We start from the raw sequence: 11861 nt of genomic DNA, 5'->3' as shown, positions 1-11861 counted from the left end.
CGCTTCTGCAAGACCCTTGAACCAGAGCAGGGAGAGAGGCGGTGGCGGTGAACACCTACCGTGTCACCGCGCGTCGCGCCGGTGAGTGGTGGGCTCTGGAGGTGCCGGACCTGCCCGGTGTTTTCACCCAGGTGAAGCGTATGGAGCAGGCTGACAAGGTGGTTCGAGAAGCCATCGCCGGCATGCTCGACACAGAGCCTGACAGCTTCTCAGTGGATGTCGAACCCGGGCTGCCCGACGAAGCGCGTGAGGCCCTGGAGGCGGCCAGGCAGGCTCCGGAGGCGACACGAAAGGCGGCTGAACGCGAGCGGCAGGCGATGCAACACACCGCAGCCGTTCTCACCAGGGACCTGAGCCAGCGCGACGCCGGCCGTTTCCTGGGTGTGTCATTCCAGCGCGTCTCCCAGTTGCTCAAGGGACATGTCCCGTCGGCTGATGCAGGCACCTCTCAACAGAGGAGCTCGGAGAAGCCGGGGAAGGGCACAGACCGCACCAAGGCCAAAGGCTCGGCGAAGGCCGCCACCTGACGGGCCTGGCCGGGACCGACTCCGCGTCGGCAAAGGCACAGGGGTGGCGGGCGTAGCGTAGAGGGCATGACGAAGTACGGATCGTTTCCCGGTACGCGTCCTCGTCGGCTGCGCACCACCCCAGCCATGCGGCGCATGGTCGCCGAGACCCGGTTGCATCCGGCGGACTTCATCCTGCCCGCGTTCGTGCGGGAGGGTGTGAGTGAGCCGGTGCCGATCTCGGCGATGCCCGGGGTCGTGCAGCACACGCGGGAGAGCCTGAAGAAGGCGGCTGCGGAGGCGGTGGAGGCCGGGATCTCCGGGATCATGCTGTTCGGGGTGCCGGAGGAGGGGAAGAAGGACGGCCTCGGCGGCGCCGGGACCGATCCGGACGGGATTCTGCAGGTCGCGCTGCGCGATGTGCGGGCCGAGGTCGGGGACGAGCTGCTCGTCATGTCCGATCTGTGTCTGGACGAGTTCACCGATCACGGGCACTGCGGGGTGCTGGACGCCGAGGGGCGGGTCGACAACGACGCCACGCTCGAGCGGTACGCCGAGATGGCCCAGGTGCAGGCCGACGCGGGCGCCCATGTCGTGGGTCCCAGCGGGATGATGGACGGGCAGATCGGCGTCATCCGTGACGCGCTCGACCAGATCGGGCGGGAGGACGTCGCCATCCTCGCCTACACCGCCAAGTACTCCTCCGCCTTCTACGGGCCCTTCCGGGAGGCGGTGGGCTCCTCGCTGCAGGGCGATCGCAAGACCTACCAGCAGGATCCGGCGAACCTGCGCGAGTCCTTGCGGGAGTTGGCGCTGGACCTGGAGGAGGGCGCCGACATGGTGATGGTCAAGCCGGCCGGGCCCTACCTCGACGTCCTGGCCCGGGTCGCCGACGCCGTGGACGTACCCGTCGCCGCCTACCAGATCTCCGGCGAGTACTCGATGATCGAGGCCGCCGCCGAGAAGGGCTGGGTCGACCGGGACCGGGCGATCCTGGAGACCCTGACCGGCATCAAGCGGGCCGGGGCGCGCAACATCCTCACCTACTGGGCCGTCGAGGTCGCGCAGAAGCTGCGCTGAGGGGCGGACGAGTCGGCTCCGCACGGCCGGTCCGGTGATCCCGACACCGAGGACGGGCCCTCGTCCCGTACGCCCTGGCCGTCGCGGCAGCCCGTGAGGGCGGCGGACGCGGTGAGGACGAGCGCGGTGGCGACGAGCAGACGGGCGGCGCGGGCACGTGTGGGGCGTGCGGGCATGAGTCCCCCTGTGGACGGGCACGTTCGACAGTGGCTCCAGCCTGACCGGCCCGCGCGTCCCGGCGCCACGATCGCCCGCGAATGTGGGACGCCGGAACGCCGGGACCGTCTGTGACCTGCAAAGACGGCGTCCCACCGGGACACGGGCCGGGACGGACGGCCAGAAGTGTCGAGCGGCGGCCGGCACGGCATCGTACGCATCGACTCCGCTGGGCGGCGGCGACTGGGTGCGGATCTCCGGCGACCGACGCCGCGGCACGCACCGGTGAACTGCCTGTGAACGCGGTAAGAGAATGGATAAGCCCAGGTAACAGCTTGACCAGTTCGCATCAAGCGGCATAGTTTCAGCCACTGACCTGGCCATTTAGGCCGGGCGCCGCTCTGCCCTGTGGGGGGACTCCTATGAACTGGTACCTGGAAGTACTCAAGAAGTACGCGGTGTTCAGCGGTCGCGCACGCCGCAAGGAATACTGGATGTTCGTCCTGTTCAACTTCATCGTGAGCATCGTCCTGCTCGCCATAGGCAAGGCGATCGGCGTGGAGGTCCTCAGCGGCCTCTACAGCCTCGCGGTGCTGCTCCCGGGCCTGGGCGTCGCGGTCCGCCGCCTGCACGACACGGGCCGCTCGGGCTGGTGGATCCTCATCGGCCTGGTGCCGCTGGTCGGCTTCATCGTGCTGCTGGTCTTCACGGTCAGCGATTCGCAGCCGGGCGACAACCAGTACGGCCCGAACCCGAAGGCGGCCGTGGCCTGAGCGCACTCGGTCGGACCTTCCACCGCCGCACCGTCCCCACGCACAGCCTCCTGACCACCCGAGCGGTGGACAGGAGGCTGTGCTGTCTTCCGGGGTGGAGCCGTTGCGAGGTCAGAGCCGCTCGGGAGTCCTGATGCCCAGCAGGGCCATGCCCTGGTGGAGGGTGCGGGCCGTCACCTCGCAGAGGAACAGGCGGTTCTCGACCTGCGACGGGGTCTCGGCCTTCAGGACCGGGCACTTGTCGTAGAAGGACGTGTACAGGGAGGCCAGTTGGTACAGGTAGGCCGCCAGCTTGTGCGGGGCGTACTCCGCCGCCGCCTCCCGCACCGTCTCCGCGAAGGCGTCCACGTGCAGGCCGAGCGTCCGCTCCGCCTCCGTCAGCTCCAGGTCTGGGTGGGCGGCCGGGCGGGTCTCGCCGGCCTTGCGGAGGATGGACTGGATCCGGGCGTAGGCGTACTGCAGGTACACGCTGGTGTCGCCGTTCAGCGAGACCATCTGGTCCAGGTCGAACTTGTAGTCCCGGTTCGCCGACGTCGACAGGTCCGCGTACTTCACCGCGCCGATGCCCACCTGGGCGCCCCGCTCGGCGATCTCCTCCTCGGAGAGGTCCTGCGCCTTCTCCCGGACGACCGCCGAGGCGCGCTCGATCGCCTCGTCGAGGAGGTCGACCAGGCGGACGGTCTCGCCCTCCCTGGTCTTGAACGGCTTGCCGTCCTTGCCCAGCACCGTGCCGAAGGCCAGCTGGTACGCCGTCACGTCCCCGTTCAGCCAGCCGGCCCGCCGCGCGGTCTCGAAGACCATCTTGAAGTGCAGGGACTGGCGGGCGTCCACCACGTACAGCAAGGTGTTCGCCTTGAGGTTGAAGACGCGGTCGCGGATCGCGGACAGGTCGGTGGCCGCGTAGCCGTAGCCGCCGTCGGACTTCTGGACGATCAGCGGGACCGGGTTGCCGTCCGGGCCCTTGATGTCGTCGAAGAAGACGCACAGGGCGCCCTCCGAGCGGACCGCCACACCGGACTCCTCCAGCAGGCGGCAGGTCTCGGCCAGCATGTCGTTGTAGCCGGACTCGCCGACGATGTCCGGGTCCTGGATCTCCATGTCCAGCTTCTCGAAGACGGAGAAGAAGTAGATCTTCGACTCGTCGACGAACTTCTGCCACGTGGCGAGCGTGGCCGGGTCCCCCGCCTGGAGGTCCACCACCCGGCGCCGCGCCCGCGTCTTGAACTCCTCGTCGGAGTCGAACAGCTTGCGCGCGGCCTTGTAGAGGCGGTCGAGGTTCGACATCGCCTCCTCGCCGGTCACCTCGGACGCCCTGTGGTCCAGCTCGTGCGGGTGCTCGTCCAGGTACTGGATGAGCATGCCGAACTGGGTGCCCCAGTCGCCGATGTGGTGCCGGCGGATCACGTTCTCGCCGGTGAACTCCAGGAGCTGGACGACGGAGTCGCCGATCACCGCGGACCGCAGATGGCCGACGTGCATCTCCTTGGCCACGTTCGGCTGGGCGTAGTCGATCACCGTCGTGCCCGGGTGCTCCGCGTACGGCACGCCCAGCCGGCCCTCCGGGTCGGCCACCCGCGCGGCCAGGTTCTCCGTGATCGCCTTGTCGGTGACCGTGATGTTGAGGAAGCCGGGCCCGGAGACCTCGACGTCCTTGATCACGTCACCGGTGGCCACGTGCCCGACGACCTGCGTCGCCAGCTCCCGCGGGTTCGCCTTGGCCTTCTTCGCCAGCGCCAGGATCCCGTTGGCCTGGAAGTCCGCCCGGTCGCTGCGTCGCAGCAGCGGGTCCGCGTCGGCGGTCTCCGGCAGGGTGGCCGAGAGGGCGGACGCGAGGCGCTGGTGGACGGCTGACGTGAGGGACGTGACCGAGGCCATAGGAATTGGGTGCCGTTCTCCTCGTGGGGATGGATAGACAGACCCAGTATCCCACGCGGGGCAAAGCGAATTTTCCGGTCCGCGGGTGAACGCCGGGGCGCCGAGGCCCGTCCAACGCGATGAAAAGGCGTTTTCGTGGATGCCGACCCGCCTGGGACAATGGAGCGGTCAGCCGTGCAACGGTATCGGCTGCGCATGGAGAAACTTCAGGAAAGAGGACGTGCCGATCGTGGCTCAGAGCACCGAGACCACCGACTGGGTCTCCCGTTTCGCGGACGACGTCATCGAGGAGTCGGAGCGTCGGGCCCCGGGCAAACCGGTCGTCGTCGCGTCCGGCCTGTCGCCGTCCGGCCCCATCCACCTGGGCAACCTGCGCGAGGTCATGACCCCGCACCTGGTCGCCGACGAGATCCGCCGCCGGGGGTACGAGGTACGGCACCTGATCTCCTGGGACGACTACGACCGCTACCGCAAGGTCCCGGCCGGCGTCACCGGCATCGACGACTCCTGGGCCGAGCACATCGGCAAGCCGCTGACCTCCGTCCCGGCCCCCAAGGGCTCGGCGCACCCCAACTGGGCCGAGCACTTCAAGGCCGTCATGATCGCCTCGCTCGCCGAGCTGGGCGTGGAGTTCGACAGCATCAGCCAGACCGAGCAGTACACCTCCGGCGCCTACCGCGAGCAGATCCTGCACGCGATGAGGCACCGCGGCGAGATCGACGCGATCCTCGCCCAGTACCGCACCAAGTCCAAGCCGGCCAAGAAGCAGCAGCAGAAGCCCGTCGACGAGGCCGAGCTGGAGGCCGAGGAGGGCTCGGGCGCCGCGTCCGAGGACGACGGCAGCTCCGGCTCCGCCGGGTACTTCCCGTACAGGCCGTACTGCGGCAACTGCGAGAAGGACTTCACCGCCGTCACCGCCTACGACGACGACTCCACCGAGCTGACCTACGCCTGCACCGCGTGCGGCTTCTCGGAGACCGTACGGCTCAGCGAGTTCAACCGCGGCAAGCTGGTCTGGAAGGTCGACTGGCCGATGCGGTGGGCGTACGAGGGCGTCGTCTTCGAGCCCAGCGGTGTCGACCACTCCTCGCCCGGGTCGTCGTTCCAGGTCGGCGGGCAGATCGTCGGGATCTTCGGCGGCAAGCAGCCCATCGGGCCGATGTACGCCTTCGTCGGCATCTCCGGGATGGCGAAGATGTCGTCCTCGAGGGGCGGGGTCCCCACCCCGGCCGACGCGCTGAAGATCATGGCGCCGCAGATCCTGCGCTGGCTGTACGCCCGGCGCAAGCCGAACCAGTCCTTCAAGGTCGCCTTCGACCAGGAGATCCAGCGTCTGTACGACGAGTGGGACAGGCTCGCCGCCAAGGTCGCCGACGGCTCCGCGCTGCCCGGTGACGTCGCCGCGTACACGCGCGCGGTCGGCACCGCCGCCGGTGAGCTGCCGAAGACGCCGCGCCCGCTGCCGTACCGCACGCTCGCGTCCGTCGCCGACATCACCGCCGGCCACCAGGACCAGGCGCTGCGCATCCTCAGCGAGCTCGACCCGGCCAACCCGCTCACCTCGCTCGACGAGGCGCGCCCGCGGTACGACAAGGCCGAGGCGTGGATCAACACCTACGTCCCCGCCGACCAGCGCACCATCGTCCGCGACGAGCCCGACACCGACCTGCTGAAGTCCCTCGACGAGCCCTCCCGGCAGTCGATCCGGCTGCTGCTCGACGGGCTGGCCGGGAACTGGTCGCTCGACGGGCTCACCCACCTCGTCTACGGCGTGCCCAAGGTCCAGGCCGGGTTCTCCGCCGACGCCACGCCCAAGGAGCTGCCGCCGGAGATCAAGACCGCCCAGCGGTCGTTCTTCGCGCTGCTGTACCACCTGCTGGTGGGGCGTGACACCGGTCCGCGACTGCCCACGCTGCTGCTGGCGGTGGGGCAGGAGCGGGTGCGGGCCCTGCTCGGGGAGTAGACCGCGTCCGGTTCGACGGCGGAGGGGGCGCCCGGTGGTTTCACCGGGCGCCCCCTCCGCCGTCGTGGCTAGGCGATGTGGTCCTCTTCCAGTTCCGCCAGGTGGCGCATCTGGAAGCGTTCCGCGAGGGCCTTCAGGGCGCTCGGGCTCAGCGTCGTGCCGTAGGTCGCCTGGATGTTGTCGCCGAGGACACGGGGCGTGGGGTAGCTGCCGTCTATCGACTGGCGGAACACCTGGTAATACGCCTCCTCGTCCGGCTCGGCGGCCGGAGCACCGCCGCCCTCGCCCAGCTCGCGGGTGCGGCCCGGGCTCACCGGGATCGGGAAGCTGCCGGTCTCCTCCGGAGAGGGCTCCTGGACGGGGGGCTCCTCCTGGTACTGCTCCTGGTACTCCTCGGCCTGCTGCTGCTCCGCGTACCACTGGGCATACGCGGCGTCCGGGTCGTACGTGGGGTCGTAGCCCCCGTGGTACTCGACGGACTGCGGGTCGCGGGCGTGCAACCAGGGGTTCTGGTCCGGGACGGGCTCCCCGTACGGCACTGGTCCCGCGTCCTGCCGGTTGCCGACGAGTTCCGGGCGCTGCTCGACGGGCGGCACCGCGCTCTGCGGGGCGGGGGCCTCCGCACGCGGTGCCGGGGGTATCAGCGCCGGCTCTATGCCGGCTGCTGCCAGGCCCGCCGGGGCCGTGTCCGCCAGGGGGACGCCGTACTTCGCCAGGCGCAGCGGCATCAGGGACTCCACCGGGGCCTTGCGGCGCCAGGCGCGGCCGAAGCGGGAGCGCAGGCGGGCCTGGTAGACGAGACGTTCCTGCTCCAGCTTGATCACCTGGTCGTAGGAGCGGAGCTCCCACAGCTTCATGCGGCGCCACAGGAGGAACGTGGGGATCGGGGAGAGCAGCCAGCGGGTGAGGCGGACGCCCTCCATGTGCTTGTCGGCCGTGATGTCGGCGATCCGGCCGATCGCGTGCCGGGCCGCCTCGACGGCGACCACGAAGAGCACCGGGATCACCGCGTGCATGCCCACGCCCAGCGGGTCCGGCCAGGCGGCGGCGCCGTTGAACGCGATGGTCGCCGCCGTCAGCAGCCACGCCGTCTGGCGCAGCAGCGGGAACGGGATGCGGATCCAGGTCAGCAGCAGATCCAGGGCGAGCAGGACGCAGATGCCCGCGTCGATGCCGATCGGGAAGACGTAACTGAACTTCCCGAAGCCCTTTTTGAGGGCGAGGTCCAGGACGGCCGCGTACGAACCGGCGAAACCGATACCGGCGATGATCACGGCGCCCGTGACGACCACGCCGATGAGAACGCGGTGCATCCGAGTCAGCTGTGGCGCGGCCACCCGTACTCCCCTCCCCTTGCGTGTTGTTGCGCGCAACAGGGTGGCACATCCGTACGAGGGACGGAGGGCCGGTCCAGTTGCTCCGCTTTTGCGTCGCTGCCCCGGCTCAGCCCTTCGCGGCCGACTCGGACGCCGAGGCCGACGGAGACGCCGGCTTCCCGGGGGACTTGGAGGCCGAGGGGGACGAGGAAGCGCTCGGCGCCGAGCCGCCGCCGGCCGCCCCGTTCGCCGTCGCCACCGCGGCCACCGCCTCCTTGGCGGCCTTCCCGGCGGACTTGGCCAGGTCGTCCGCGTCCGGGGTCTTGTCACCGGCCAGTCCGGCACCGTTGTAGTCGAGGGTGACGACCACGTTCTCCACCCGGGTCACGACCGTCTGCTGCTTGAAGGCGCCTTCCTTCTTCTTCAGGTCGTAGCGCACCGCGGTGGCCTCGTCGCCCGTCCCGGACACCGGCTCCGCCTTCGCGTTCTTCGTGCCCGGCACGGACTGCGCGTCCCGCACCTGCTTCTGGTAGAACTCCTGCGCCTGTTTCTCGCCCGTGCCGCGCGAGACGTCGGACTCGAATCGCAGCAGGGAGACGTTGAGCCAGCGGAACTGAGAGCCCTTCACGCCGTTGTTGTCCAGGCTGCTCCAGGAGCAGCCGGCGCGCGTGGACAGGTCGCTCGAGGCGCTCTCCTTGGCCGACTTCACGCCCTTGGGCACCAGTTCGCCGAGCGTCTTGTCCGACAGGACCTTGCACGCCCCCGGCAGCTTGGCGTACGCGGCCGCCTGCACCGTCGGCGAGGCGCTCGCGCTCGCGGAGTCCTGCGCGTCGCCCGCCGCGGTCTGCTTCGCGCCGTCACCGGAGCCGGAGTCCGAGGAGGAGCAGGCCGCGGCCAGGAACACCATGGGCACGGCGACCGCGCGGACAAGGACGCGGTTCAGACGCTTCGCTCGCGGGTCACTCCCCCACCGCCTGAACGACGTGGGAGGTACCCCCTCTTCTCGCTGGGCTGCTCGCTGCATGGTTCCTTCACTCATGACGCTCGTGGTTCCTGCGGTCGGATCGGGTCCGAGGGGCCACGGTACGCGGTGGGGCAACTGTGTGGTCTCCCTTCCCGCGCTTCGCGCCCCGGCGCCAAGTGCCGGACGGGACAGGTCAGCCACCCAGCGAATCGGCCAGCTGTTCCGCCAGTTTCCTTGCTCTGTCCTGCATTTCCTCGCTGTCCGGGACCGTGCCGACGCTCGCCGGCTGCTCCACGTACTCGATGGTCACGATCACGTTGGACGTGCGGAACGCCACAGTCACGGTGCGCTGCTCGGCCGTCGAACCGGAGCTGTTGAGCGAGTCGTCGAGGAACGCCTCGTCGCCGAGATCGCCCAGGGTGCGGGGCTGGAGGTCGGCCGGTGTGACACCGGCGGGGGCCGAGGACGAGGACGAGGAGGAGGGGGAGGAGGAAGAGGAAGAGGCGCTGCCGGAGCCGGAGTTGGCGTCGGAGCTCCCGGTGGCGGTGGGCTCGGACAGGTTCGCGGCCGCCTGCTTGGTGGCGAAGACCGACTCCGCCTGGCTGTCGTCGCTGACGGTGTTGTCGTAGGAGACGACACGCTCGAAGTCGACGTAGAGGTGGTCGGTGGCGTCCGCCGACTCCACCTTCCAACGGCAGCCGGTCTTGCGGTCGGTGTCGTACGTGAGCGTCGCCTGGCCCTCGTAGGCCTTGCCCCGCTGGTCCACATCCGTGATCTGCTTGATGCCGGGCAGCAGCGAGTCCAGGGCACCGTGGGAGACCGCGCCGCAGGCCTGGGGAAGCGTGCGGTACTTGCCCGGCTGGGCCGCCGGCGTCGCCGTGCCGGTGCCGGCGGGGTTGGCGTCGTCCGTCCGGCCGTCGTCCGGCGAACCGCCGGTGCAGCCGGCCAGCAGCGCGGCGAGAAGCGCGGCAGCGCCGGGTACGTACGCCTTCCGCAGCACGGTCAGGCTCCTCTCGCGGATGTCGGTCGGTCCGAGGTCCCCGCTGGTTATTCGCTTGCCGGGCGGGGGCGCCTCCGGAACACAATGTCTATCGCACGCGATGCCGTGGACGCCGGTCCGTTGCCCTCTTTCGTCGACCTTGGCGCTGGTATTGCGTTTCAATACTTTTGTCTTCTTTTCGGGGGAATAGGATCGGTATGTCGTACGTAGAGGTGCCGGGCGCGAAGGTCCCGATCCGCATGTGGACCGACCCCGCGACGGTCGAGGACGTCGCGATGCGGCAGCTCCAGAACGTCGCGGCCCTCCCGTGGATCAAGGGCCTCGCCGTCATGCCGGACGTGCACTACGGCAAGGGCGCGACGGTCGGGTCCGTCATCGCCATGCGGGGCGCGGTGTGCCCGGCGGCGGTGGGCGTGGACATCGGCTGCGGGATGTCGGCGGTGAAGACGTCGCTGACAGCGAACGATCTTCCCGGCGACCTGTCGCGGCTCCGCTCGAAGATCGAGCAGGCGATTCCGGTGGGGCGGGGGATGCATGACGATCCCGTCGACCCGGGGCGGTTCCATGGACTGGCGACGGCTGGATGGGACGACTTCTGGGGGCGGTTCGACGGGGTGGCGGAGGCGGTGAGGTTCCGCGAGGAACGAGCCGTCAAGCAGATGGGCACGCTCGGGTCGGGCAACCATTTCGTCGAAGTGTGTACGGATGAGGCCGGTTCTGTCTGGCTGATGCTCCACTCCGGCTCCCGCAACATCGGCAAGGAGCTGGCCGAGCACCACATCGACGTCGCCCAGAAGCTCCCCCACAACCAGGGCCTGGTCGACCGCGACCTCGCCGTCTTCGTGTCGGACACCCCGCAGATGGCGGCGTACCGCAACGACCTGTTCTGGGCGCAGGAGTACGCCAAGTACAACCGCACGATCATGATGGCGCTCCTGAAGGACGTGATCCGCAAGGAGTTCAAGAAGGCGAAGCCGGCCTTCGAGCCGGAGATCTCCTGCCATCACAACTACGTGGCCGAGGAGCGCTACGACGGCATGGACCTGCTCGTCACCCGCAAGGGCGCGATCCACGCGGGCTCCGGCGAGTACGGGATCATCCCCGGTTCGATGGGTACGGGCTCGTACATCGTGAAGGGCCTCGGCAACGAGAAGTCCTTCAACTCCGCGTCCCACGGCGCCGGCCGGCGCATGAGCCGCAACGCGGCCAAGCGCCGCTTCTCCACGAAGGACCTGGAGGAGCAGACGCGGGGCGTGGAGTGCCGCAAGGACTCCGGTGTCGTCGACGAGATCCCGGGCGCCTACAAGCCGATCGAGCAGGTCATCGACCAGCAGCGGGACCTGGTCGAGGTCGTGGCGAAGCTCAAGCAGGTGGTGTGCGTGAAGGGCTGACGGCGGGCACTCACCGCTCCCGGTGGACCTTGGTGTTGGACGCCTGGGCGCGGGGGCGGACGACCAGGAGGTCGATGTTGACGTGGCTGGGGCGGGTGACCGCCCAGGTGATGGTGTCGGCCACGTCGTCGGCGGTGAGGGGTTCGGCGACGCCCTCGTAGACCTTGGCGGCCTTTTCCTCGTCGCCGCCGAAGCGGGTCAGGGCGAACTCCTCCGTCCTGACCATGCCGGGGGCGACCTCGATGACGCGGACCGGCCTGCCGACGATCTCCAGGCGGAGGGTCTCGGCGAGGACGTGGGCGCCGTGCTTGGCGGCGGCGTAGCCCGCGCCGCCCTCGTAGGTGGCGTGGCCGGCCGTGGAGGAGACCACGACCACCGTGCCGTCGCCGCTCGCCTCCAGCTTGGGCAGGAGGGCCTGGGTGAGGTTGAGGGTGCCGAGGACGTTCGTCTCGTACATCGTGCGCCAGTCGGCCGGGTCGCCGGTGGCGACCGGGTCGGCGCCGAGCGCGCCGCCCGCGTTGTTGACCAGGACGCCGATGGCCCTGAAGGCCGTGGCGAACTCGTCCACGGCCGCGCGGTCGGTGACGTCGAGCCGGTAGGCGGTGGCGGAGTGGCCGGCCGCGTTGATCTCCTCGGCGAGCGCCTCGATGCGGTCCTTGCGGCGGGCGGTCAGGACGACGCGGTAACCGGCGGCGGCGAGCTGTCGTGCCGTGGCGGAGCCGATGCCGCTGCTCGCACCCGTCACGACGGCGAGGCGGGAGGCGGCGGACGGTGCGGCGGTGGCCATGGGTTGCTCCTCGGGGCGGCGGTCGGTGCGGTTGGCTGTGCCCAGCGTAG

At 69.8% G+C, this 11861-nt stretch carries 11 protein-coding genes; 5 read left to right on the top strand and 6 right to left on the bottom strand.

Annotation, left to right across the window (positions count from 1 at the left end; translation table 11 throughout):
* The first annotated feature begins 41 nt into the window (after positions 1 to 41).
* Positions 42 to 527 (top strand): hypothetical protein, encoded by a 486-nt coding sequence (locus ACX25U_RS15310; protein ID WP_454392460.1) that lies wholly within the window; start codon positions 42 to 44, stop codon positions 525 to 527.
* Between the two features lie 66 nt (positions 528 to 593).
* Positions 594 to 1586, top strand: coding sequence for a porphobilinogen synthase (gene hemB, locus ACX25U_RS15305; RefSeq protein ID WP_454392458.1), 993 nt, complete (start codon positions 594 to 596; stop codon positions 1584 to 1586).
* On the opposite strand, the gene ACX25U_RS15300 is transcribed toward hemB, so the two are convergent.
* Entirely contained in the window at positions 1550 to 1762 is a 213-nt protein-coding gene (locus ACX25U_RS15300; RefSeq protein WP_454392456.1) for a hypothetical protein, read from the bottom strand. The genes hemB and ACX25U_RS15300 overlap by 37 nt on opposite strands.
* A gap of 402 nt (positions 1763 to 2164) precedes the next feature.
* On the opposite strand from ACX25U_RS15300, the gene ACX25U_RS15295 reads away from it, so the two are divergent.
* Positions 2165 to 2515 carry a DUF805 domain-containing protein gene (locus ACX25U_RS15295; RefSeq protein ID WP_454392454.1) on the top strand — a complete coding sequence of 117 codons (351 nt, stop codon included), beginning with the start codon at positions 2165 to 2167 and terminating at the stop codon, positions 2513 to 2515.
* A 111-nt stretch (positions 2516 to 2626) separates the two neighbouring features.
* Here ACX25U_RS15295 and argS read toward each other — a convergent pair whose 3' ends face one another.
* Positions 2627 to 4390: an arginine--tRNA ligase gene (argS, locus tag ACX25U_RS15290; protein ID WP_454392452.1), complete on the bottom strand. Its 1764-nt coding sequence runs from the start codon at positions 4388 to 4390 to the stop codon at positions 2627 to 2629.
* A gap of 220 nt (positions 4391 to 4610) precedes the next feature.
* Here argS and lysS point away from each other — a divergent pair, with 220 nt between their 5' ends.
* Entirely contained in the window at positions 4611 to 6353 is a 1743-nt protein-coding gene (gene lysS, locus ACX25U_RS15285; RefSeq protein ID WP_454392450.1) for a lysine--tRNA ligase, read from the top strand.
* A gap of 68 nt (positions 6354 to 6421) precedes the next feature.
* On the opposite strand, the gene ACX25U_RS15280 is transcribed toward lysS, so the two are convergent.
* The 3 genes from ACX25U_RS15280 to ACX25U_RS15270 all read right to left on the bottom strand — a co-directional run bounded on the left by ACX25U_RS15280 (position 6422) and on the right by ACX25U_RS15270 (position 9633).
* Positions 6422 to 7690: a DUF2637 domain-containing protein gene (locus tag ACX25U_RS15280; RefSeq protein WP_454392448.1), complete on the bottom strand. Its 1269-nt coding sequence runs from the start codon at positions 7688 to 7690 to the stop codon at positions 6422 to 6424.
* A gap of 106 nt (positions 7691 to 7796) precedes the next feature.
* Positions 7797 to 8708 carry a DUF3558 family protein gene (locus tag ACX25U_RS15275; RefSeq protein ID WP_454392447.1) on the bottom strand — a complete coding sequence of 304 codons (912 nt, stop codon included), beginning with the start codon at positions 8706 to 8708 and terminating at the stop codon, positions 7797 to 7799.
* A 118-nt stretch (positions 8709 to 8826) separates the two neighbouring features.
* The gene (locus tag ACX25U_RS15270; RefSeq protein WP_454392445.1) at positions 8827 to 9633 is read right to left on the bottom strand and encodes a DUF3558 domain-containing protein; all 807 of its coding nucleotides are present in this window, start codon (positions 9631 to 9633) and stop codon (positions 8827 to 8829) included.
* Between the two features lie 197 nt (positions 9634 to 9830).
* On the opposite strand from ACX25U_RS15270, the gene ACX25U_RS15265 reads away from it, so the two are divergent.
* Positions 9831 to 11024, top strand: a complete 1194-nt coding sequence (locus tag ACX25U_RS15265) for an RtcB family protein (protein WP_454392443.1) — start codon at positions 9831 to 9833, stop codon at positions 11022 to 11024.
* A 10-nt stretch (positions 11025 to 11034) separates the two neighbouring features.
* Here ACX25U_RS15265 and ACX25U_RS15260 read toward each other — a convergent pair whose 3' ends face one another.
* Positions 11035 to 11811 (bottom strand): SDR family NAD(P)-dependent oxidoreductase, encoded by a 777-nt coding sequence (locus ACX25U_RS15260; RefSeq protein WP_454392441.1) that lies wholly within the window; start codon positions 11809 to 11811, stop codon positions 11035 to 11037.
* Between the last annotated feature and the right edge of the window lie 50 nt (positions 11812 to 11861).

The sequence above is a fragment of the Streptomyces sp. JNUCC 63 genome, from assembly GCF_054366325.1.
The sequence above is the reverse complement of the archived record's forward strand: the minus strand, read 5'-3'. Positions and strand labels throughout refer to the sequence as shown.

Coding starts and splice junctions, on each gene's coding strand:
- argS (WP_454392452.1), bottom strand. CDS start 4,390: ATGGCCTCGGTCACGTCCCTCACGTCAGCCGTCCACCAGCGCCTCGCG.
- ACX25U_RS15300 (WP_454392456.1), bottom strand. CDS start 1,762: ATGCCCGCACGCCCCACACGTGCCCGCGCCGCCCGTCTGCTCGTCGCC.
- ACX25U_RS15265 (WP_454392443.1), top strand. CDS start 9,831: ATGTCGTACGTAGAGGTGCCGGGCGCGAAGGTCCCGATCCGCATGTGG.
- ACX25U_RS15275 (WP_454392447.1), bottom strand. CDS start 8,708: ATGAGTGAAGGAACCATGCAGCGAGCAGCCCAGCGAGAAGAGGGGGTA.
- ACX25U_RS15295 (WP_454392454.1), top strand. CDS start 2,165: ATGAACTGGTACCTGGAAGTACTCAAGAAGTACGCGGTGTTCAGCGGT.
- hemB (WP_454392458.1), top strand. CDS start 594: ATGACGAAGTACGGATCGTTTCCCGGTACGCGTCCTCGTCGGCTGCGC.
- ACX25U_RS15260 (WP_454392441.1), bottom strand. CDS start 11,811: ATGGCCACCGCCGCACCGTCCGCCGCCTCCCGCCTCGCCGTCGTGACG.